Consider the following 20,114-nt stretch of genomic DNA (forward strand, 5'->3'; position numbering starts at 1 on the left):
GCGCTGCCCGGCCCACCGCCGTCGTACACCACCAGGAGACCGCCATGAACAGCTTCAGCACTGAGACCACGATCAACGGCGTGACGATCACCGCCCAGCCCATCGCGCGGCAGCGGGAGATCCTCACCCCGGACGCCCTCGAGTTCGTCGCCCGCCTGCACCGCGCCACGGCCGAGCGCCGCCAGGAGCTCCTCGAGGCGCGCCACGCGCGCCGCGCCGAGATCGCCCGCGGCGGCGACCCCCGGTTCCTCCGGGAGACGGAGGAGATCCGCAACGACCCGAACTGGCGCGTCGCGCCGCCGGCCCCCGGCCTGAGGGACCGCCGGGTCGAGATCACGGGGCCGGTGGACCGGAAGTCGACCGTGCATGCGCTCAACTCGGGCGCCAACGTGTGGCTGGCCGACATGGAGGACTCCCTCACGCCGTCCTGGCGCAACCTGATCCAGGGCCAGATCAACCTCCTGGACGCGCTGCGCGGCGGGATCGACTTCACCACCGGCCAGGGCCCGACCCGCAAGGAGTACCGGCTCAGGCCGTTCGAGGAGCGGCCCACCACGGTGCTGCGTCCCCGCGGCCTGCACCTGCCCGAGAAGAACATGCTCGTGGACGGCAAGCCGGTGGCCGGCGGCATCATGGACTTCGGCCTGTACTTCTTCCACAACGCGGCCCGGCTCATCGCCCTCGGCCACGGTCCGTACTTCTACCTGCCGAAGATCGAGAACCGGCTCGAGGCACGCCTGTGGAACGACGTCTTCGTCCTCGCCCAGGACCTGCTCGGCATCCCGCAGGGCACCATCCGGGCCACCGTGCTCATCGAGACGATCACGGCGGCGTTCGAGATGGAGGAGATCCTCTGGGAGCTCCGCGACCACGCCGCCGGACTCAACGCCGGCCGGTGGGACTACATCTTCTCGATCATCAAGAACTTCCGGACCCGCGGGCCGCGCTTCGTGCTCCCGGACCGGGACCAGGTGACCATGGCCCAGCCGTTCATGCGCGCCTACACCGAGCAGCTCGTGCGGGCCTGCCACCGCCGCGGCGCCATGGCGATCGGCGGCCCGGCGGCGTTCGTCCCGAGCCGGCGCGACCCCGCGGCCAACGCCGAGGCCCTCCTGGCGACCCGCGCGGACAAGCTGCGCGACGCCGAGGACGGGTTCGACGGCGCGTGGGTGGCGCACCCGGAGTTCGTCTCGGTGGTGCGCGACGCGTTCGACAGCGTGCTGGGCGAGAAGCCCAACCAGCTCGACCGGCTCCGCGAGGACGTCGTCCCGGACGACCGCGCCCTCATCGACCTGAGCACGTGCCGCGGCACGATCACGGAGGAGGGCATCCGCAACAACATCGAGGTGGGCATCCGCTACATCGAGACGTGGCTGCGGGGCAACGGCGCCGTGGCGATCCAGGGCCTCATGGAGGACGCGGCGACGGCCGAGATCTCCCGCTCGCAGATCTGGCAGTGGATCTACGCCCGCGCCATCACGGACCAGGGCGAGATCGTGAGCCGCGAGTGGGTCGAGGAGCTGCTCGACGAGGAGTTCCACAAGCTCGAGCGCTTCGACGGCGACCGCTTCCGCGACGCCCGCGAGCTGTTCGGCGAGGTGGCCCTCGGCGCCGAGTTCCCCACCTTCCTGACCATGCCCGCCTACGCGCGCTACCTGTGCGAGACGGCGGGCAAGGAGGACGAGTACGAGGCCGGCCTGCCCGAGCGCCAGTTCGCGGCGGTCTAGCCGCCGCCGTCCGAAGACTTCCCGGGCCCCGCACGCTTCAATCGCAACAGGCACCCCGAAGGACGGGGGCGGGGGCACCGGGAAACCCGTTGAGGGGCCGCCCTGCGTAGTGGTGCTGCGCAGGGGCCGGCCCCTCAACCCTTCCCTGACGTCGGCGGACGGGGGCTAGTGCGGGAAGACGAATTCGCCGATGAGGAAGTAGAGCGCGAACAGCGCCGGGAGCATCGTCAGCAGCACGAGCACGGACCGCTCGGCCCGGCGGAACCACGCGACCGCGCCCACCACGCCCGCCGCGATCGCGGCCAGGAAGCCGAGGACCACGACATTGGAGGCGGCGACCATCGGACCTTCGATCGTGGCCGCGAGCTGCATCAGCGTGGCCGGCAGCGCGACCGCGAGGACGAGGCCGGCTGCGGCGAGCCCCACCGCCCACCACCCGAGCCGCGTGCGGGGCCTGACGCCCAGCCTGCTGTGGGTCGCGGAGAGCCGGGAGGCGGCCGCGAGGAGCACGGCGAGCACGGCGACCATGAACCCGATCGTGTAGACCCAGGCCTTCTCCACGTCCGGCGGGACGAAGAAGACCGCTGCGAAGAGCCCGAAGGCGACGAGCCCCGCGCCCCCGGCGATCCGGAATGCCCAGTTCCTGGTGAGCGTCGTCATCGCTCCCACCTCGTCCCTCTGGACCGGGGATCCCGGCGGATCCGGGGTTCCCGGCACCTTCTTTCTACGCCTCGTAGAAGAAGTCCGCAAGGGTCCGGCGGCCCGGCAGGAATAGCGGCACCGGCGGCGGACTTGCACAGGATATGAACGTTGACATCTGGTCCGACATCGCCTGCCCGTGGTGCTTCATCGGCAAGCGCCGCTTCGAGACTGCCCTCTCCGGCTTCCCCCACCGGGACCAGGTCACCGTGACGTGGCACAGCTATCAGCTCGACCCGACCCTCCCCGACCACTACGACGGCACCGAGCTCGAGTACCTCTCCGAGCGCAAGGGCATACCGGCCGACCGCGTGGCCGAGATGTTCGACCAGGTCACGCAGGTCGCGGCGCAGGAAGGGCTGCAGTACGACTTCGGCCGCATCGTCGTGGCGAATTCGCACTCGGGGCACGAGCTGCTCCACCTCGCCAAGGCCAAGGACGCCGAGGGCGCCCACGGGAGGGCCGACGCCGTAAAGGAGTCGCTGCTCTCGGCCCACTTCGAGCACGGGGAGGACATCGGATCCCGCGAGGTCCTCCTCCGGATCGGGACGGCAGCAGGGCTCGACGCCGACGAGATCGCCGCCGCGCTCGACGCCGGAACGTACCGCGACTCGGTGGCCGCGGACATCCGCCAGGCCCAGATGCTCGGCATCCAGGGCGTGCCCTTCTTCGTCCTCGACAACAAGTACGGCGTCTCCGGCGCCCAGCCGCCGGAGCTGTTCGCGCAGGCCCTCGAGACGGCATGGCGCGAGGCGAATCCCCTCGTGATGGTCAGCTCCGCGGCCGCCGGCACGGACAGCGACGGGCTCGACGGCGCCACGTGCGGCCCCGACGGCTGCGCGTAGGCACAGCCCGCGGAGGCGCCGCCCGCGCCGCCGGGCTACCGGCGCGGGCGGCGTGCCGGCGGCGCCCTACCAGCGCAGGAGCGCAGCGGCGGCGGATCCGCCGTCGAGCGCGCCGGAAGGCACGAGGACGGTGTCCGCGTTGGTCAGGACGGCGGCGCGGAGCAGGGCCGCGGCCGCGTCGGCCTCGCCGAGCGGCGGTGCGCCGACGGCGCCGTCCTCCGACTCGGCGATCCACGGTTCCGCGCCCAGAGCGAGCAGGCTCTTGCCCTGGATTGCCTCCGGGCAGAGGACCAGGGTTCCGACCCGCGCCTCGCGCAGCGCGTTGACGGTCTCCGCCCAGCCCCCGGCCGAGCTCCGCCCGATCCCGTCCGCGACCCGTGTGAGCGCATCCTGTGCACGGCGGCCGGCCGTTTCCGCGACCACCGCGTCGACCTCCTCGGCGAACCGCTCCTGGTCTGCTCCGGGGGCAGAGGAATTCATGTCCACGGCCTGGGCGAGACCGGCCGCGCGCTCACTCAGCGCCTCCTGCACCATGAGCCGCGCGCGCTCGTCGCCTGCCAGGACCACCAGCTGCACCCCGCCCTCCTCGACAAGGCGGTTGACCTCGGCGGCGACGTCGGCGCCGTTGCGCCGCCAGACCTCCTCGGTGCGGTGCTGGTACTTGCCCTGGGAGTAGCCGCCGAGGGGGACCTTCGTGAGGTTCTCGGTCTCCCCGTGGAGTTCCTCGCTGCCGAGGGCCGACCGCGCGGACGCCCGGTAACGGCCGATCTCCGCATCGGCGCGCTCCGCCTGCACGAGCAGGTACTCGACATCGGTGTTCTGGACCTCGGCGAGCGGCAGCAGATCGGGGATCGGGCCGACCTCGACGACCGGGCGCCCGGGGGCGCCCGGAAGCAGCTCGTTGACCACGACCTGGCCGTTGCGGATGAGCACGAACCGCGAGACCGGCCCGGGCTCACCGATGGCTGCCCACTGAAGCTGCTCGGCCGCCCGCGCGTCGGCGTCCGAGCCGCCGGCCTCGGTGACCGCACGTGAGACGTTGTTCGCGAGCACCTCGGTGGCCTCGTGCGTGGCCACCGTCCCGGTGCTGACCTCCGCGTGGACGGTGCACCAGGGGCCGGGCTCGCGGAGCGTCTCGGCGAGGCTCTTCAAGGACAGCATGGTCACCCACCCACCTTCTCGACCGAGAAGTCGCCGCCCGGGAAGACCACGGTCTCGTGGCCATCGTCGAAACGGACGAGGTACGGCGGCTGGCCGTTGGCGCCTCTGACTTCGATGATTTCCCCGTGCCGGTCCTTCGATTCCACGGTCCGGCCACGGATGACGATCCGATCCCCTTGCACTGCGTTCACGGCGGATCACCTCCTTCCCGGAAGGGTACGGAGCGCACTGGAGGGCGAGGAAGGGCCGAGAGACCCTTCTGCCGCGGAAGGCCCCTTGCGCATCGGGGCGGCGGCCGGATAGGAGTGGTGGATGGACAGCGAGCACAAGCCCGGGCCATCCGAGTTCTGGGACGAGTTCTATGCAGAGCGGCAGCGGGTGTGGAGCGGGAAGCCCAACGGTGCCCTCGTGCGCGAGGTGGGTGCTGTGGCGCCGGGCAGGGCGATCGACCTCGGCTGCGGCGAGGGTGCCGACGCCATCTGGCTTGCCGAGCGGGGGTGGACTGTCACCGGAGTGGACGTCTCGGCCGTCGCCCTCGGCCGCGCCGCCGAGCACGCGGAGGAGGCCGGCGTCGCCGATCGGATCACCTGGCTCGCCCGCGACCTCGCCGAGTGGGAGCCGGAGGAGGCCTACGACCTCGTGACGGCCTCCTTCCTCCACTCCCCCGTCGAGTTCCCCCGCGAGCGCGTGCTGCTCGCGGCGACGCGCGCGGTCGCGCCGGGCGGGCTGCTCTTCGTGGTGGGGCACACGGCCTTCCCGCCGTGGTCGCGCCACCCCCACGACGAGCACATGCCGTCCGCGGAGGAGCTCGCCGCCTCGCTGGGCCTCCGCTCCGACCTTTGGGCGATCGAGACGAGCACCTCCGAGGGCCGCGAGGCGACCGGCCCCGAGGGACAGAAGGCCGTCCTCACCGACGCGATCCTCAAGGCGAGGCGCAGCCCCGGCGACTAACACGCATGCGTGATGCTGATTTAGGCTCGAGGGGGATGATCCTTCTCGACCTCCGAGGTGAATGGCGCATGGCTGTCGCGACAGCCGTCCTGGTGGCGGCGGCGTTTGTGTGGCTGGGCATGGTCCTGGCGATCTCCTTCATCGAGGCGCCGCTCAAGTTCCGCGCACCGGGCATCACGATCGAGCTCGGCGTGGGGATCGGCAGGCTCGTGTTCAGGGCGCTCAACCTCGTCGAGTGCGTGCTCGCCGCGGCCGTGCTCCTCGCGCTCGCGCTCGGCGGGACGGCATCCTCGGCCGCGGGGTGGACGCTCGGCATCGTGCTCGCGGTGATCATCGCGCTCGACGTCGCGTGGCTCCGGCCGCGGATGGACCGCCGGGTGACCGGCGGAAACCTGAGCGGCAGCATGCCCCGGCACCTGCTGCACCTCACCTACGTGGGCCTCGAGCTCCTCAAGGTCGCGGGCCTGATCTGGCTCGGGGTCCTGGGGCTCGGAGTCCTGAGGCTCGCAGGCTAGAGCGCCCGCAAAAAGCCCTGAAGAAATTCTCAGCCGGGGCGTAACCTTTTGGACCCCTCTGACGATAGAGGGGCCGCAGGCAGGCGCTGGCAAGGCTCCCGCCGCGGCCGCGCAGGGAGGTCCTGCCCGGCCTTCCACGCCGTCTCCTCCGGAGGGTTCCATGTCGCTCTTCACCGCGCTGGTCACCAGCAAGATCACCGCCGGGGCCGTCGCTGCCGGTGCCCTGGCCGCCGGGGGCACCGCGGCCGCCGCCTACGCCGGCTCCCTGCCGGCACCGGTGCAGCAGGCCGCCCATGCCCTGATCGGCGCGCCGGCCCCCTCCGATGCTGCGGCGAGCGGCACCGCAGCAGCCACGGACGGCGCCACGGAGACTGCCGACCCGACCGAGACGGCGGCCCCGTCCGAGACCGCCACCGCTGAGGCCACCGCGACGGCCGAGCCGTCCGACGCCGCCTCCTCGAGCCCGAGCGCGACTGCGGCCGGCCCCGACGCCTCCGGGCCGGCGGCGTTCGGGCTGTGCACCGCCTACGCCCATGGAGGACTGGACGCCTCCTCCCAGGCCTACGCCTCCTTGGCAGCCGCCGCCGGCGGAGCCTCGGGCATCGTGGACTACTGCGCAGCGGTCGGCGCCCCGGGCCAGGCGTCGGTCCACGTTCCGACGTCGCTGCCGGGCCAGGCCGCAGCACACGTTCCGGCCTCCGGGCCCGTCGCTCCGGCCCAGGCCGCCGCGGGCCAGGCGCACGCACCGACCCTCTCGGGCGGTACCCCCGCAGGGCAGGGCATGGCACCGGCTCCGGCGGTGCCGTCCCAGGCCAGCGCGGGCACCGCGCACAAGCCGTCCGCCGGCGGCCGCCCGTAGGCACATCGACGGTCGCTGCCCGGCTGTCCGACGCGCCGGGGTGCGGCGGATCGGCGGGGCGGCCGCCGATCCGCCGGCACCCTCGGTACGGTGGTCCCGGCGCGGCGCCGGGACCGGGCCACGGCCGGTATCCCGACCGGGCACGCGCAGTGAAGACAGGGGTGGTTGGTGCGCTCAGTCAGGGACGCCCCCGAGGACCGGGACGCTCAGGACGGGGAATCGCTGTTCTCGGAGGCGTACCGCGAGCTCGCCCCCGCGGTACGGGGGTACCTGCGCTCGCGCGGGGTGCCTGATCCAGAAGCAGTCGCGAACGACGTGTTCATGGCCCTGTACCCCCGGATCGGCACCGTGAGGGGCGGGCGCGCCGGACTGAAGACGCTCGTGTTCACGATCGCCCACGCCCGGACGGTGGACCACTACCGCGAGCGGGCCCGCACCCCGGCCATGGCTGCCTACCACCCCGACAGCGAGCCGCGGTCGGCTCCCTCGGCCGAGGATGTCGTCCTCGGCCGAGGAACGAGAATCCTCGGCCTGATCGAGGAGCTCAGCCCAGACCAGCGCGAGGTCATTGCCCTGCGGGTCATCGCCGATCTGTCCCTGGAGCAGACGGCCGCCATCACCCACCGCAGTACCGGAGCCGTCAAACAGCTCCAGCGCCGTGCCCTGCTGGCACTGCGCAACCGCCTCGACCGCGAAGAGGAGGCCACGCCATGAGCGCCGAGGACCACCATCCCAAGGAACCGAGCATGTCCGCACAGTCGGAGAGGTTCGATGCCCTGCTTGCCGAATCCGGCATTGAGGCGCGCCCCGGAGACCCTCTGGTCCCTGCCCTGGCCGAGCTGGCAGCCCTCGGGGGCGAAGAGCCCTTTGCCCCTTCGCCCGAGCTCGCTGCGCTCCTCCGCGACGCCGATCGGGACCATCGGCGCCGGGCCCGTCGGCGTCCCGCGTCCCGGCGCCGCAGAGCTGCCGTCGCCGCTTTCACCGCCGTCTGCGTCGGAGGGGCCGGGGCCGCCGCCGCGGCGGCCGATGAAGGGTTCCGCCAGGCGGCCGGCAAGGCGATGTTCGCCATCATCGGCACGCTCACCGGAACGCGGCCCGAGGCCCCCGGCACGCCCGGCCCGGGCCACGCCCCCTCCCGGGAAGCCTCGCTTCCGTCGCCGTCCGCCGTGCCGCCGTCTCCGGTCCCCGCGACGGCCGGCTCCCCCACCGCCAGCGGGCCCGCCGCCCAGCCCACGGACGGGACGCCCGCACCGCCCGCCGTCCCTGCCCACGGAAGCGGCCCCGGCCCGCAGTACACCCTCCCGCCTCGGCCCGTCACAGCGCCCCCGGAGCAGCCCTCGGCGCCGCCCGCCCGGCACCCCGCGCCCACGGTCGCGCCCAGGCCGACCGAGCGCGTGAGCGCGCCCACGGGACTGGGGGGAGAGGCGAGCGCGCCTTCCCGGCAACGGCCCTGATGTCTCCACGGGGCCACGCCGACGAGCCTCCCACCCGCGATCCTTCGGCGGACGCTCGGCTCAGCCCTCGAGCAGCTGCCGGCCGACGATCAGGCGCATGATCTCGTTCGAGCCCTCGAGGATCTGGTGCACGCGCAGGTCCCGGGCGATCTTCTCGACGCCGTACTCGTGGAGGTAGCCGTAGCCACCGTGGAGCTGGATGGCCTGGTCTGCCACCCGGTAGCCGGCGTCGGTGCACACCCGCTTGGCCGTGGCGCACAGGCGCAGCGCATCCGGGGCGCCGCGGTCCAGCGCGTCGGCGGCGACCCGGAGGAGGGCGCGGGCGGCGTCGAGCTCCATCGCCATATCCGCCACCGCGAAGCGGAGCGCCTCCATGTCCGCCAGCCGCTCGCCGAACGCCCGGCGCTCCTTGAGGTACGCGACGGTCTTCTCGAGCGCCGCCTGGCCACCGCCGAGCGAGCAGGCGGCGATGTTGAGGCGGCCGCCGTTGAGGCCCTTCATCGCGATGCCGAACCCCTGCCCCTCGGCCCCGAGGCGCGCGGAGTCCGGCACGCGGACGTTGCGGAGCACCACTTGCGCCGTGGGCTGGGCGTTCCAGCCCATCTTCTTCTCGTTCGCACCGAAGGAGAGGCCGGGGGCCTCGGCGGGGACGAGGAACGCCGTGATGCCCGCGTGCCCGCTGTCCGCGGTGCGCGCCATGACGAGATACAGCGCTGAGTAGCCCGCCCCGGAGATGAACTGCTTGACCCCGTTGAGCACGTAGTCCCCGCCGTCGCGGACGGCCTTGGTGGTGAGCGCGCCCGCGTCGGAGCCGGCGCCGGGCTCGGTGAGGCAGTAGCTGCTGAGCGCCTCCATCGTGACGAGGCGCGGGAGCCAGTGGTCCTTCTGCTCCTCGGAACCGAAGGTGTCGACCATCCAAACCACCATGTTGTGGATGGAGATGTAGGCGGCCACCGTGGGATCGGCCTTGGCGAGCTCCTCGAAGATCAGGACCGCATCGGAGCGCTGGAGCGCCGAGCCCCCGTGCTCCTCGCCGATGTAGATCCCGCCCAGGCCCAGCTCCCCGGCCTCGCGCAGCACGTCGACGGGGAAGTGCTTCTCGGCGTCCCACGCGAGCGCGTGCGGGGCGAGCCTGTCCCCCGCGAAGTCCCGGACGGTGTCGACGAGGGCCCGCTGGTCCTCCGTGAGTTCGAACATGTGCCCATCATGGCCGCGCGGGCCCGGGAAAGCACGGGTTGGCGCGCGACCGGGGCCCTCGGCCGGCCCCGGAGACCCGCGATGCTACCCGGCGCTGGCCGCGGCGAGGGCGGCCTCCACCCCCGCCGGGGAGAGGACGTGCTGGGAGACGAGCTGGCTCGCGCCCATGACCGCGGCGCGCTCGCCCGCCCGGGAGAGCACGATCCGCAGGTTGGTGGTCGCGAGCGGCGGCGAGCGGTGGTAGACCACCTCGCGCACCCCGGCCATGACGTGCTCTCCCGCGGCCGCCACGGAGCCGCCGATCACGATCACGCTCGGGTTGAGCAGGTTCACGCACGTGGCGAGCACCTCGCCGATGTCGCGGCCCGCCTGCCGCAGCGCCTGGATCGCGGCGAGGTTGCCGTGCGAGGCGAGGCCGACCACGTCCGCGCCGGTGGACGCCTCGAGTCCCTGGGCGGCAAGGGAGCGGGCGACGGCGGCCCCGGACGCGAGCGCCTCGAGGCACCCGACGTTGCCGCACCGGCAGAGCACCTCCGCGCCGCGCGCCACGCGCACGTGGCCGAGGTCGCCCGCGGTGCCGTCGGCGCCGCGCTGGAGCTGGCCGCTCGAGATGATCCCGGACCCGATGCCGGTGGCGACCTTGATGAAGAGCAGGTCGTCCACGCCGGGCCAGAACGCGGCCCGCTCGCCGAGGGCCATGATGTTCACGTCGTTGTCGACGAGGACCGGCACGGGCAGCGAGCGCTGGACGAACCCGACCACGTCGAATCCGTCCCAGCCGGGCATGATGGGCGGCTTCACGGGGCGCCCGGTCGCGTGCTCGACGGGGCCTGGCAGGCCGATCCCCACGCCGGCGAGCAGCGACTGCGGCCGTTTGCTGTCGGCCAGGAGCTTCCGGGCGGAGTCGACCACGTAGCCGAGCACGGCCTCGGGCCCCTCCGCGACGGGCCTCTGGGCGCAGCGCTCGGCGAGCACCTCGCCGTTGAGGTCGGTGAGGGCCACGCGCACGTGGCTCGCGCCGACGTCGACCGCGAGCACGGTCCGCGCCTGCGGGTGGAACGCGAAGCGCGACGGCGGCCGGCCGCCGCTCGAGAGCGCCTCGCCGACGGACACGACGAGGCCGGAGTTCAGCAGGAGGTCCACCTTGCCCGCCACGGTCGACCGGGCGAGGCCCGTGGTCATGGCGAGCTCGGCCCGGGTCCACGGACGGCCGTCGCGCAGGAGCTGGAACAGGTCGCCGGCGCGGCCGAGGCCTCCGCCGGCCTCGGGGGCCGCGGGCGGTGCGCTGGATGGCGACGTCATGCCTCAGTGATAGCACGCCCCCTTCTGGATGTCATCCAGACCAAAGAGTGCCGACAAGAGTGAGACTTTTGCTTGACGTCCGTCATAAGTGCTCCTAGGCTCCGAGTGAGGCAGGTCACAGAGGCCGCCCCGACCCTCAGGAGCCCCGGATGCCACAGCCCGCAGCGGACGCCGAAGCCGGCACGATCGGCGTCGGCTTCCTCGGAGCGGGCCCGGTCACCCAGGCCATCCACCTCCCGAGCCTCGCCCGGCTGGGCGGGACCTTCCACGTAGCCCATGTCATGGACGTGGACGCCGCCGTGGCCTCGGCCGTGGCCGCCCGCGTGGGGGCCATCCCCTCGGCGTCGATGGAGGCGCTCCTCGACGACCCGGCGGTGGACGTGGTCGCGATCTGCAGCCCGCACCAGTTCCACGCCGCCCAGGTCATCGCGGCCTGCCGTGCAGGCAAGAAGGCCGTCCTGTGCGAGAAGCCGTTCGCCGTCTCGGCCGAGGAGGCCGCCGAGATCGCCGCCGTCTCCGCCCAGACCGGTGTCCCGATCCTCGTCGGCGCGATGCACACGTTCGATCCGGGGTGGCTGGCGGCCGAGGAGGCCGCGGGCAGCCTGCTCCTGGACGCGCACACCCTGCGGTCCTCGATCGTGCTGCCGCCGAACGCGCGGTTCGAGGACTTCGCGACCGAGGTGATCGCCCGCCCGGCGCCTGCCGAGCAGGACCTCGAGGACCCCGCGGTGGTGGCCGCCATGCTCGAGGGCGGCATCCTGGGCCTCGCGATCCACGACCTGCCCCTCGTGCGCCGCTTCGTGCCGGACTTCTCCGACCTCGAGGTCCTGCGCGCCGAGGCGGTGCGGCCCTTCGGCTACGTGGTCCTCGTGCGCGCCGGGGGCCGCACGGTCGAGCTCACCGCCCGGATGTCGTCCGCCGCGCCCGCGGCCTGGAAGCCGGACTGGACCTTCGAGGCCATCGGCCCCGACTCCGCGCTGAAGGTCACGTTCACACCCTCCTATGTCCAGGCCGGCTCCGCGGTCGCCGCGCTCACGGCCGGAGGGCGCACAGCGGTCGCCGGCCCGTTCGACCACAACGGCTACGAGGGCGAATGGCGGCGGATCGCCGGGATCGTGGCGGGAACGGAGCGCGCCCCGGCGGCCTCCGACCTCATCGACGACCTCCGCTTCGCCCTCGCGATCGTCGACGGCGCGCGCGCCCACGTCCTGGAGGCCGCCGCATGAGCACGCACCCCCGCTTCACGGTCGCCACCGCCTCCGGGCACGGCCTCGCGGAGATCGCCGCGTCCCTGCCGCTCTCCCTCGCCCCCACGGGCGGGGCGCCGCAGATCGCCGCGGTGGACGGATCCGCGGGGTGGGAGCGGCGCGCCGGCGAGGCCCTCGCCGCCGGTGCCCTCGCCGCCGTCGTCGGTCCGCCCATGGCGCACGACGACGGCGGGCACCTCCCCGACGACGCTGCCGGCCGCATCGTGGTGGCCTGGGGCTTCGCCTCGAATCCGGGGGTGCTCGCCGCCGCCGGGGCTGCCGCGGCGCTGCGCGGGCGGGCCGTGCTGGCCGAGTGCCGGGTGACCGTGCCGGACGCGGGCCTCGTGGACGCGGCGCTCCTCGACGCGCTCACGGCCTGCGGACGGGTCTTCGGCGCGTTCGGCCCCGTCGAGACGCTCGTCTCCGGCCCCGCGGGCCAGCACTGCGCAGGGCACCTCGCGAGCGGTGCGCCGCTCGCGCTCGCCCTCGTGGTCAGCGCCGCCGGCCCCGCCGCCCTGACACTGCGCCTCCTGACCGAGGACGGCGGTCTCACGGCCCACGTGCCGTCCGCCGCCACGGCCGCGCCCGCGGAGGTCAGGATCGTCGGCCCGGACGGCGAGCGGCTCCTGCCGACCCGCTGGGAGACGTCCCGCCGCGCGAGCTGGCGGCGCGCCATCGCGATTGCCGCCGGGGGCCCAGCCTCCGGGGACGTCGCCGAGTTCCATCGCACGGCCCCGCTCGTCCCGCCCCGCGCGGACGGCGGAACCCACACCTGAAATCCGCTTCGACAACAACCCGTTCCAGTACCTCAACGACGAAGGGCTCATCATGACCGCATCCAGCACCACGTTCTCCCGCAGGGGCTTCCTCGGCCTCGCCGCCGCGGCCGCGGCCGTACCCGCGCTCGCGGCGTGCGGCGGCGGGTCCGCCTCCGGCGGCGGCAACGGGGAGATCAAGTTCTGGGACATGCCGTGGGGCACCCCCGCCTACAACGAGGCGGCCAAGAAGCTCGTCGAGGGCTACAAGCCGGCGTCCGGCAACCTCAAGGCGAGCTACCAGATCATCCAGTGGAACAACTTCTACCAGACCTTCTCCTCGGCGATCGCGTCCAAGACCGGCCCCGCCGTCTCGACCGGCGGCGGCTTCCAGGCCTTCCAGTTCGACCAGCAGGGCCAGATCGCCCACGCCGACGGCGTGGTCGACGCGATGAAGAAGAACGGGATGTACGACGACCTCCTGCCCGGCGTCCTCGACCCCTTCAAGTCCGCCAACGGGTATGTCGCCGTCCCGTGGCAGCTGGACATGCGCGTCTTCTGGTACCGCAAGTCGCTCTTCGACCAGGCGGGCGTGGGGCTGCCGAAGGACTGGGCCACGCTGCTCGAGGCGGGCAAGGCCCTCAAGAAGATCGGGGCCTTCGGGTTCATGACCGGCGCCGGAGCCGGCAACAACTACGGCAACCACTCGATGATCATGATGATGGTCAACAACGGCGGCGGCGTCTGGTCCAAGGACGGCCAGCTCGACCTCATGAACGACCGCAACGTCGAGGCCGTCGAGTTCCTCCTCGAACTGCGCTCCAATGGCATCATCGACCCCGCCTGCCTGGGCTACACGACGGACAACATGTCCGCGCAGTGGAAGGACAAGAAGGCCGGGTTCGGGCTCTTCCAGGTCGGCGTTCCGCAGCGCGTGGGCGACACCTCGGGCGACATCATGGTGGCCGATCCCATCGCCGGGCCGCATGGCGACAAGGCGACGATCGTGTTCCCGAACAACATCATGATGTACAAGAACACCCCGTCCCAGGCATCCTCGGAGGCCTTCCTCGTCAACTACCTCGGCCAGCTCAAGGACCTCTGGCAGCAGAAGCTCATGAACTCGCTGCCGGTCTTCAAGTCGATCACCCAGATCCCGGAGTTTGCCAACGATCCCAACAACGTCAAGATCGTCAAGGACTGGCAGCCCATCGCCAAGACGTTCGCGGCCCAGGGCTCCGCCCTCAACGCCAACCTCGCCGCGCTGGACGGCGGCCAGGCGCTGAACCAGTTCACGCAGACGGTGCTCAGCGGCCAGACGGACGCCAAGACGGCGCTGCAGACGTTCCAGAGCAGCCTGCAGTCGGTCATCAAGTCCTGACCCGGGGTACCCACCATGACAACGACAGCCGGCATCGCCCGGGCCCGCAGGGGCCTGGGCCCGGGCGGCCCCGGTCGCGCGGCCGAACCCCAGCGCAGGAGCAGGCTCAGCAGCCAGGCGAAGAGGACCTTCTTCTGGCTCCTGCTGCCCTCGGTCATCCTGCTCGTCCTCATCCACGGCTACCCCCTCGTGTACGCCGCGATCCAGGCCACGCACAACGGCTCCCTCATCGAGACCGGGCAGTTCGTGGGGCTCGACAACTTCGCGGCCGTGCTGAACTCGCCGAAGTTCTGGAAGGCCACCGAGTTCACCCTCGTCTTCACCCTGGTCGGCGTGTTCGGCTCGTGGCTCGTGGGCATGGGGCTAGCCCTGCTCCTGCGCACCCGCATCCCCGCGGGCGGGACGTTCAAGGTCCTGCTCCTGCTGCCCTGGGTCGTGCCGATCGTCGTCTCCTCGACAGCCTGGAACTGGCTCGTGGCGACCCCCACGAGCCCGGTCCCCACGATCTTCCGGACGCTCGGGCTCGGCGCGCCCTACTTCCTGGCCGACCCGACGCTCGCCGCCATCATGGTGTGCCTGTTCAAGGTCTGGGTCAGCTTCCCGTTCATGATGATGATGACGAGCTCCGCGCTGGCCTCCGTGGACAACACCGTCTACGAGGCGGCCAGCATGGACGGGGCCACGCGCTGGCAGCAGTTCACCGGCATCACGCTGCCCCTCATCGCGCGGTCCACCTACATCTCGTGGATCCTCATGACGATCTTCTGCGTCAACGACTTCCCCACGATCTACCTCCTCACAGGCGGCGGACCGGTCGATGCGACGACCTCCCTCGTGGTGCTCGCCTACCGCACGGTGTTCCAGGACTTCCAGACCGGGACCGGCGTGGCCATCGCCTTCCTCATGACCATGACCCTCGTGGTGGTCTCAGCCCTCCTCTACCGCCAGATCCGAAAGTCGAGCGTCGAATGAGCACGGTCCTGCACACGCACACGGGCCCCGCAGCAGGCGGAGTGGACTCCGACGGGACCGGCGCCCGCCCCTCCCGGAAGCGCCGCACCGTCTCGGAGGCCGAGCTGCGGGGACGCTGGTGGCGCTTCGCGCTCATCCTCGCGATCACCGCCGTGGTCCTCATCCCGATCCTCGTCGTGCTGGTCCTCGCGTTCAGTCCTTCGTCGACGAGCAGCTCCACCGGGATCACGTTCGAGAACTTCACGAACGTGTTCGAGGAGACCCTGGCCTCCACCTGGCTCAAGAACAGCCTGGTCGTGACCCTCTCCACCGTCCTCGTCTCCGTCGCGGTCGCCGCGCCGGCCGGGTACGTGCTCTCCCGGGGACGCAGCCGGGCCGTGGCCGGGTACTCCCTGCTGCTGTTCGTCATGCAGTCGCTGCCGATCATCACCTCGGTGGTCCCGCTCTTCATCCTCTTCGCGACGATGGGCCTCGTGGACAACCTCCTGGGCCTCACGATCGTCTACGTCGCCTCGACCATGACGGTGGCGACGTGGATGATGGCCGCCTACTTCGACTCGATCCCGGCCAGCCTCGAGGAGGCCTCGTGGATCGACGGGTGCTCGGTCTTCGGCTCCTTCAGGAAGATCGTGCTGCGCAACAGCCTCCCGGGCGTGCTCTCGACCGCGATCTTCGCCTTCCTCCTGGCCTGGAACGACTACCTCGTGGCGATCGTGTTCCTGCGCTCGAACGAGATCTTCACGCTCCCCATGGGCGTGCAGTCGTTCTTCCAGCAGAACCAGACCGACTGGGGCGGCGTCATGGCCCTCGCCGTGGTCATGATGCTGCCGCCGATCATCGTCTTCGCCGCGCTCAACAAGTACTTCAGCGTGGGCGGCATCGGCGGCTCGCTCGCCGGCCGCTGACGCGCCCCCTCCCTGCCCTCCCCACCCACGACTTCCGAGAGGACACTGTCCCCATGACGTATTCCGTGCAGCTGTATTCCGTCCGCGACGCGATCGAGGCGGACCTTCCGGGCACGATCGCCCGGCTGGCCGAGATCGGCTACACCCAGGTGGAGCCCTACAACTTCGCCGCCCGGGCCGAGGAGCTCGCCGCCGCGTTCGCCGAGCACGGCATCACCGCTCCGACGGCGCACGCGCCGCTGCTGTCCGCCGACCAGGACGAGATCTTCGCCGCGGCCAAGCGGCTGGGCGTCGGCACGGTGATCGACCCCTACCTCCCCGCCGAGCACTGGCAGGACGAGGCGACCATCCGCGACACGGCGGCCAGGCTCAATGCCGCCGCCAAGAAGGGCGCCGAGCACGGCATCCGCGTGGGCTACCACAACCACGACTGGGAGATCTCCTCCACGGTCGGGGGCACCACGGCGCTGGAGTTCTTCGCCGGCCTCCTCGACCCCGGGCTCGTCCTCGAGGTCGACACCTACTGGGCCGCCGTCGGCGGGGCGGACCCCGCCGCGCTCCTGGCGCGCCTGGGCGACCGCGTGGTCGCGATCCACCTCAAGGACGGCCCCGTGGACCACGACAAGAAGGCCCAGCTCCCGGCGGGCCAGGGCAAGGTCGACATCTGGGGCGTGATCGCCGCCGCGAAGGACCTCGAGGTCGGCGTCGTCGAGTTCGACGACTACGCCGGGGACATCTTCGAGGGCGTCGCGGCGTCCCTGCGCTACCTCGAGGCCGGCGCGCCGTCGTCCGCCGGGGCCACGTCGGGGGCCGCGAAGTGAGCCGCGGACCGGTCGGCGTCGCCGTCATCGGCGCGGGCGTCATCTCCAAGCAGTACCTGGACAACCTCACTGCGTTCCCGGACGTGGAGGTGCGCGTCATCGCCGACCTCTTCCCGGAGGCGGCCAGGGCCCGGGCCGAGGAGTACGGGATCGCCGAGCACGGCGCCCCCGAGCTCGCGCTGGACCACCCGGACGTGGAGATCGTCGTCAACCTCACGATCCCGGCCGCGCACGTCGAGGTCGCCACCGCCGCCGTCCGGGCGGGCAAGCATGTCTGGACGGAGAAGCCGTTCTCGCTCGACCGGGAGAGCGGGCTGGGGCTGCTGAAGGAGGCGGACGACGCCGGGCTGCGGCTCGGGTGCGCCCCGGACACCTTCCTCGGCGCCGGCCTGCAGACCGCCCGGCGCGTGATCGAGCGCGGCGACATCGGCGTCCCGCTCACCGCCCAGACTGTCTTCCAGACCCCGGGCCCGGAGTCCTGGCACCCGAACCCCGCGTTCCTGTTCCAGCCCGGCGCCGGCCCGCTGTTCGACATGGGCCCGTACTACCTCACCGCCCTCGTCCAGACGTTCGGCAGCGTGCGCCGGGTCGCCGCCGTGGGCTCGAAGGCCCACGCGACCCGTGTGATCGGCTCGGGCCCGAAGGCGGGCGAGGAGTTCACCGTGGAGGTCCCCACGCACGTGAGCGCCCTGGCCCAGTTCGAATCGGGCGCGTCCTCCCACAGCATCTTCAGCTTCGAGTCCCCCCGGACCCGGATGGGCTTCGTGGAGATCACCGGGACCGAGGCGACGCTGTCGCTGCCGGACCCGAACTACTTCGACGGCGAGCTGCAGATCTGCCGCGTCGGCGAGACGGACTGGACCGCGATCCCCACCACGGGCCCGGCCAACGGCCGCGGCATGGGCGTGCTGGACATGGCCCGCTCGATCCGTGGCGGCCAGCCCCACCGCGCCACCGGGCAGCTGGCCTACCACGTGCTCGACACCATGGTCTCGGTCTCGGAATCGATCGACTCCGGCGCGTTCGTCCCGGTGGCGAGCAGCGCGCCGTCGTCCGCCCCGCTGCCCGAGGACTGGGCCCCCACCGATGCCACCCTCGACGGGGTGCGAGCATGAGCCCCGGCGCCGCCCCCGCAGGGCAGGAAGCGGTGCAGCCGCTCGGCGTCGCGGCGATCGGGTACGCGTTCATGGGCCGGGCCCACTCGCACGCGTGGCGCAACGTCTCGGCGTTCTTCGACGTCCCCGGCATCGAGCAGAAGGTCCTCGTGGGCCGGCACGCCGAGGAGGTCGCCGAGGCGGCCGCGAAGTACGGGTGGGCCGAGTCCGCGACGGACTGGCGGGAGGTGATCGCCCGGGACGATGTGCACATCGTGGACATCTGCGCCCCCGGCTGGCTGCACGCCGAGATCGCCGTCGCCGCGCTCGAGGCCGGCAAGCACGTCCTCGTGGAGAAGCCGCTGGCCAACACGCTGGCCGAGGCCGAGCGGATGGCCGAGGCCGCGGCCGCGGCCCGCCGGCGCGGCATCGCCTCGATGGTCGGCTTCACCTACCGGCGCGTCCCCGCCCTGGCGTATGCGAGGCAGCTCATCGCGGCCGGGCGCCTCGGCACCGTCCGCCAGGTGCGCGCCTCCTACCTGCAGGACTGGCTCGCCGACGCGGTCGCGCCCATGACGTGGCGGCTGCGGAAGGAGACCGCCGGGTCCGGCGCGCTCGGCGACATCGCCTCCCACGCGATCGACCAGGTCCAGTACCTCCTGGACGACACCGTCACCGAGGCCTCCGGCCGGCTGCACACGTTCGTGGGGCGCCGCCCCGGCCCGGACGGCCCCGAGGACGTCACGGTCGACGACGCCGCCTGGGCCACGCTGTCCCTCGCCTCCGGGGCCATCGCCTCGATCGAGGTCTCCCGGATCGCGACCGGCAAGAAGAACTCCCTGCGGATCGAGGTGTACGGCTCGGACGGGGCGCTCGCGTTCGACCTCGAACGCCCCGGCGAGCTCGAGTTCCTCGACGCCACGGCCCCGCCCGAGGAGGCCGGCTTCCGGCGGATCGTGGTCACCGAGCCCGGCCACCCCTACATGGCCGCCTGGTGGCCCCAGGGCCACATGATCGGCTGGGAGCACGCCTTCACCCACCAGGCGCGCGACTTCCTGGCCGCCATCCGGGACGGGGCCGCCCCCACGCCCTCGTTCGAGGACGGCCTGCAGGTCCAGCGCGTCCTCGCCGCCATCGAGGAATCCGCCGCCGCCAAGTCCGCCACCGTGCACCTCTGACCCGTCCACCTCTGACCCGCCCAGGAGAGTGACCATGCCCCGCCCCTTCACCCTGTTCACCGGCCAGTGGGCCGACCTCAAGCTCGAGGAGGTCGCCGAGCTCGCGGCCGGCTGGGGCTACGACGGCCTCGAGATCGCCGTCTCCGGCGAACACCTCGACGCCGCCCGCTGGGACGATCAGGCCTACATCGACGAACGCCTCGGCATCCTCGAACGCCACGGCCTGCAGCTCTACGCGATCTCCAACCACCTCAAGGGCCAGGCCGTGTGCGACGACCCGATCGACTTCCGCCACCAGGGAATCGTCGGGTCCCGGGTGTGGGGCGACGGCGACCCCGAGGGCGTGCGGCGACGGGCCGCCGAGGACCTCAAGGACACCGCCCGCCTCGCCCGCGCCCTCGGCGTGAAGACCGTGGTCGGATTCACCGGCTCGGGCATCTGGCAGTACGTGGCCATGTTCCCGCCCGTGCCCGCCACCGTCATCGACGCCGGCTACCAGGACTTCGCCGACCGGTGGAACCCCATCCTGGACGTCTTCGACGAGTGCGGGGTCCGGTTCGCCCACGAGGTCCACCCCTCCGAGATCGCCTACGACTACGTCTCCACCCAGCGCGCCCTCGAGGCCATCGGCCACCGGCCCGCGTTCGGCCTGAACTGGGACCCCTCCCACATGATGTGGCAGGGCCTGGACCCCGTTGCGTTCATCACCGACTTCGCCGAGCGGATCTACCACGTGGACTGCAAGGACACCCGGATGCGCATGGGCAACGGCCGCGCCGGCATCCTCTCCTCCCACCTGCCCTGGGGCGACCCCCGCCGCGGCTGGGACTTCGTCTCCGCCGGCCGCGGCGACGTCCCTTGGGAGGACTGCTTCCGGGCCCTGACCGCCATCGGCTACGACGGGCCCATCAGCATCGAATGGGAGGACGCCGGCATGGACCGCCTCGTCGGGGCCCCCGAGGCCCTCGCCGCCCTGAAGAAGTTCGACTTCGCCCCCGCCACCGCCTCCTTCGACGCCGCCTTCAGCAACCAGACCTGACCACGCGGCGGC

21 protein-coding genes are annotated in these 20,114 nt (G+C 72.3%); 16 read left to right on the forward strand and 5 right to left on the reverse strand.

Annotated features, from left to right (window positions below):
* The first annotated feature begins 44 nt into the window (after positions 1-44).
* On the forward strand, positions 45-1,727 hold the full coding sequence (gene aceB / locus ACVWWH_RS14565) for a malate synthase A (RefSeq protein WP_084249245.1): 1,683 nt from the start codon (positions 45-47) through the stop codon (positions 1,725-1,727).
* A 165-nt stretch (positions 1,728-1,892) separates the two neighbouring features.
* Here the strand turns inward: aceB and ACVWWH_RS14570 are convergent, their stop codons facing one another.
* A complete protein-coding gene (locus ACVWWH_RS14570) occupies positions 1,893-2,387 on the reverse strand; it encodes a hypothetical protein (protein WP_447420952.1) in 495 nt (164 codons plus the stop codon).
* Positions 2,388-2,530: 143 nt separating this feature from the next.
* Here ACVWWH_RS14570 and ACVWWH_RS14575 point away from each other — a divergent pair, with 143 nt between their 5' ends.
* The gene (locus ACVWWH_RS14575) at positions 2,531-3,271 is read left to right on the forward strand and encodes a DsbA family oxidoreductase (protein ID WP_457317048.1); all 741 of its coding nucleotides are present in this window, start codon (positions 2,531-2,533) and stop codon (positions 3,269-3,271) included.
* A 66-nt stretch (positions 3,272-3,337) separates the two neighbouring features.
* Here ACVWWH_RS14575 and ACVWWH_RS14580 read toward each other — a convergent pair whose 3' ends face one another.
* Positions 3,338-4,432, reverse strand: a complete 1,095-nt coding sequence (locus ACVWWH_RS14580) for a baeRF2 domain-containing protein (protein ID WP_141305700.1) — start codon at positions 4,430-4,432, stop codon at positions 3,338-3,340.
* Positions 4,433-4,434: 2 nt separating this feature from the next.
* Positions 4,435-4,623 carry a DUF1918 domain-containing protein gene (locus ACVWWH_RS14585; RefSeq protein WP_066494999.1) on the reverse strand — a complete coding sequence of 63 codons (189 nt, stop codon included), beginning with the start codon at positions 4,621-4,623 and terminating at the stop codon, positions 4,435-4,437.
* Positions 4,624-4,744: 121 nt separating this feature from the next.
* Between ACVWWH_RS14585 and ACVWWH_RS14590 the strand changes: the two genes are divergently transcribed.
* From ACVWWH_RS14590 to ACVWWH_RS14610, 5 genes are all read left to right on the forward strand, one after another.
* On the forward strand, positions 4,745-5,383 hold the full coding sequence (locus ACVWWH_RS14590) for a class I SAM-dependent methyltransferase (RefSeq protein WP_066494998.1): 639 nt from the start codon (positions 4,745-4,747) through the stop codon (positions 5,381-5,383).
* Between the two features lie 68 nt (positions 5,384-5,451).
* The gene (locus ACVWWH_RS14595; RefSeq protein ID WP_066494996.1) at positions 5,452-5,898 is read left to right on the forward strand and encodes a hypothetical protein; all 447 of its coding nucleotides are present in this window, start codon (positions 5,452-5,454) and stop codon (positions 5,896-5,898) included.
* A gap of 160 nt (positions 5,899-6,058) precedes the next feature.
* The gene (locus tag ACVWWH_RS14600) at positions 6,059-6,757 is read left to right on the forward strand and encodes a protein tyrosine phosphatase (protein WP_457317049.1); all 699 of its coding nucleotides are present in this window, start codon (positions 6,059-6,061) and stop codon (positions 6,755-6,757) included.
* Between the two features lie 168 nt (positions 6,758-6,925).
* Positions 6,926-7,471 (forward strand): RNA polymerase sigma factor, encoded by a 546-nt coding sequence (locus tag ACVWWH_RS14605; protein ID WP_174835458.1) that lies wholly within the window; start codon positions 6,926-6,928, stop codon positions 7,469-7,471.
* Positions 7,472-7,503: 32 nt separating this feature from the next.
* Positions 7,504-8,211 (forward strand): hypothetical protein, encoded by a 708-nt coding sequence (locus ACVWWH_RS14610; RefSeq protein WP_457317050.1) that lies wholly within the window; start codon positions 7,504-7,506, stop codon positions 8,209-8,211.
* A 60-nt stretch (positions 8,212-8,271) separates the two neighbouring features.
* On the opposite strand, the gene ACVWWH_RS14615 is transcribed toward ACVWWH_RS14610, so the two are convergent.
* Both ACVWWH_RS14615 and ACVWWH_RS14620 read right to left on the reverse strand, forming a co-directional pair.
* A complete protein-coding gene (locus ACVWWH_RS14615; protein WP_066494986.1) occupies positions 8,272-9,408 on the reverse strand; it encodes an acyl-CoA dehydrogenase family protein in 1,137 nt (378 codons plus the stop codon).
* 84 nt (positions 9,409-9,492) lie between these two features.
* On the reverse strand, positions 9,493-10,710 hold the full coding sequence (locus tag ACVWWH_RS14620) for an ROK family protein (RefSeq protein WP_457317051.1): 1,218 nt from the start codon (positions 10,708-10,710) through the stop codon (positions 9,493-9,495).
* A 149-nt stretch (positions 10,711-10,859) separates the two neighbouring features.
* On the opposite strand from ACVWWH_RS14620, the gene ACVWWH_RS14625 reads away from it, so the two are divergent.
* From ACVWWH_RS14625 to ACVWWH_RS14665, 9 genes are read left to right on the forward strand one after another with little or no spacing between them, the layout of a single operon-like run.
* A complete protein-coding gene (locus ACVWWH_RS14625; RefSeq protein ID WP_457317052.1) occupies positions 10,860-11,936 on the forward strand; it encodes a Gfo/Idh/MocA family protein in 1,077 nt (358 codons plus the stop codon).
* Positions 11,933-12,733, forward strand: a complete 801-nt coding sequence (locus ACVWWH_RS14630) for a hypothetical protein (protein ID WP_457317053.1) — start codon at positions 11,933-11,935, stop codon at positions 12,731-12,733. Before ACVWWH_RS14625 ends, ACVWWH_RS14630 begins: the two co-directional genes overlap by 4 nt.
* Positions 12,734-12,785: 52 nt before the next feature.
* Complete coding sequence (locus ACVWWH_RS14635; protein WP_457317054.1) at positions 12,786-14,093, forward strand: ABC transporter substrate-binding protein; 1,308 nt, start codon at positions 12,786-12,788, stop codon at positions 14,091-14,093.
* A gap of 15 nt (positions 14,094-14,108) precedes the next feature.
* Positions 14,109-15,065, forward strand: coding sequence for a carbohydrate ABC transporter permease (locus tag ACVWWH_RS14640; protein WP_457317055.1), 957 nt, complete (start codon positions 14,109-14,111; stop codon positions 15,063-15,065).
* On the forward strand, positions 15,062-15,970 hold the full coding sequence (locus ACVWWH_RS14645; protein WP_457317056.1) for a carbohydrate ABC transporter permease: 909 nt from the start codon (positions 15,062-15,064) through the stop codon (positions 15,968-15,970). Before ACVWWH_RS14640 ends, ACVWWH_RS14645 begins: the two co-directional genes overlap by 4 nt.
* Before the next feature lie 53 nt (positions 15,971-16,023).
* Positions 16,024-16,791 carry a sugar phosphate isomerase/epimerase family protein gene (locus ACVWWH_RS14650; protein ID WP_457317057.1) on the forward strand — a complete coding sequence of 256 codons (768 nt, stop codon included), beginning with the start codon at positions 16,024-16,026 and terminating at the stop codon, positions 16,789-16,791.
* Positions 16,788-17,906, forward strand: a complete 1,119-nt coding sequence (locus ACVWWH_RS14655) for a Gfo/Idh/MocA family protein (RefSeq protein ID WP_457317058.1) — start codon at positions 16,788-16,790, stop codon at positions 17,904-17,906. Before ACVWWH_RS14650 ends, ACVWWH_RS14655 begins: the two co-directional genes overlap by 4 nt.
* Positions 17,903-19,063, forward strand: coding sequence for a Gfo/Idh/MocA family protein (locus tag ACVWWH_RS14660; protein WP_457317059.1), 1,161 nt, complete (start codon positions 17,903-17,905; stop codon positions 19,061-19,063). Before ACVWWH_RS14655 ends, ACVWWH_RS14660 begins: the two co-directional genes overlap by 4 nt.
* A 34-nt stretch (positions 19,064-19,097) precedes the next feature.
* On the forward strand, positions 19,098-20,102 hold the full coding sequence (locus ACVWWH_RS14665; RefSeq protein WP_066494962.1) for a sugar phosphate isomerase/epimerase family protein: 1,005 nt from the start codon (positions 19,098-19,100) through the stop codon (positions 20,100-20,102).
* The last annotated feature ends 12 nt before the right edge of the window (positions 20,103-20,114 follow it).

The sequence above is a fragment of the Sinomonas sp. RB5 genome, from assembly GCF_054063535.1.

Excerpts from the sequence above, each read along its gene's own strand:
- ACVWWH_RS14580 (WP_141305700.1), bottom strand. The coding sequence starts at position 4,432 with ATGCTGTCCTTGAAGAGCCTCGCCGAGACGCTCCGCGAGCCCGGCCCC.
- ACVWWH_RS14570 (WP_447420952.1), bottom strand. The coding sequence starts at position 2,387 with ATGACGACGCTCACCAGGAACTGGGCATTCCGGATCGCCGGGGGCGCG.
- ACVWWH_RS14630 (WP_457317053.1), top strand. The coding sequence starts at position 11,933 with ATGAGCACGCACCCCCGCTTCACGGTCGCCACCGCCTCCGGGCACGGC.
- ACVWWH_RS14600 (WP_457317049.1), top strand. The coding sequence starts at position 6,059 with ATGTCGCTCTTCACCGCGCTGGTCACCAGCAAGATCACCGCCGGGGCC.
- ACVWWH_RS14590 (WP_066494998.1), top strand. The coding sequence starts at position 4,745 with ATGGACAGCGAGCACAAGCCCGGGCCATCCGAGTTCTGGGACGAGTTC.
- ACVWWH_RS14660 (WP_457317059.1), top strand. The coding sequence starts at position 17,903 with ATGAGCCCCGGCGCCGCCCCCGCAGGGCAGGAAGCGGTGCAGCCGCTC.
- ACVWWH_RS14640 (WP_457317055.1), top strand. The coding sequence starts at position 14,109 with ATGACAACGACAGCCGGCATCGCCCGGGCCCGCAGGGGCCTGGGCCCG.
- ACVWWH_RS14575 (WP_457317048.1), top strand. The coding sequence starts at position 2,531 with ATGAACGTTGACATCTGGTCCGACATCGCCTGCCCGTGGTGCTTCATC.
- ACVWWH_RS14645 (WP_457317056.1), top strand. The coding sequence starts at position 15,062 with ATGAGCACGGTCCTGCACACGCACACGGGCCCCGCAGCAGGCGGAGTG.
- ACVWWH_RS14595 (WP_066494996.1), top strand. The coding sequence starts at position 5,452 with ATGGCTGTCGCGACAGCCGTCCTGGTGGCGGCGGCGTTTGTGTGGCTG.
- ACVWWH_RS14620 (WP_457317051.1), bottom strand. The coding sequence starts at position 10,710 with ATGACGTCGCCATCCAGCGCACCGCCCGCGGCCCCCGAGGCCGGCGGA.
- ACVWWH_RS14625 (WP_457317052.1), top strand. The coding sequence starts at position 10,860 with ATGCCACAGCCCGCAGCGGACGCCGAAGCCGGCACGATCGGCGTCGGC.
- aceB (WP_084249245.1), top strand. The coding sequence starts at position 45 with ATGAACAGCTTCAGCACTGAGACCACGATCAACGGCGTGACGATCACC.
- ACVWWH_RS14665 (WP_066494962.1), top strand. The coding sequence starts at position 19,098 with ATGCCCCGCCCCTTCACCCTGTTCACCGGCCAGTGGGCCGACCTCAAG.
- ACVWWH_RS14610 (WP_457317050.1), top strand. The coding sequence starts at position 7,504 with ATGTCCGCACAGTCGGAGAGGTTCGATGCCCTGCTTGCCGAATCCGGC.
- ACVWWH_RS14635 (WP_457317054.1), top strand. The coding sequence starts at position 12,786 with ATGACCGCATCCAGCACCACGTTCTCCCGCAGGGGCTTCCTCGGCCTC.
- ACVWWH_RS14615 (WP_066494986.1), bottom strand. The coding sequence starts at position 9,408 with ATGTTCGAACTCACGGAGGACCAGCGGGCCCTCGTCGACACCGTCCGG.
- ACVWWH_RS14650 (WP_457317057.1), top strand. The coding sequence starts at position 16,024 with ATGACGTATTCCGTGCAGCTGTATTCCGTCCGCGACGCGATCGAGGCG.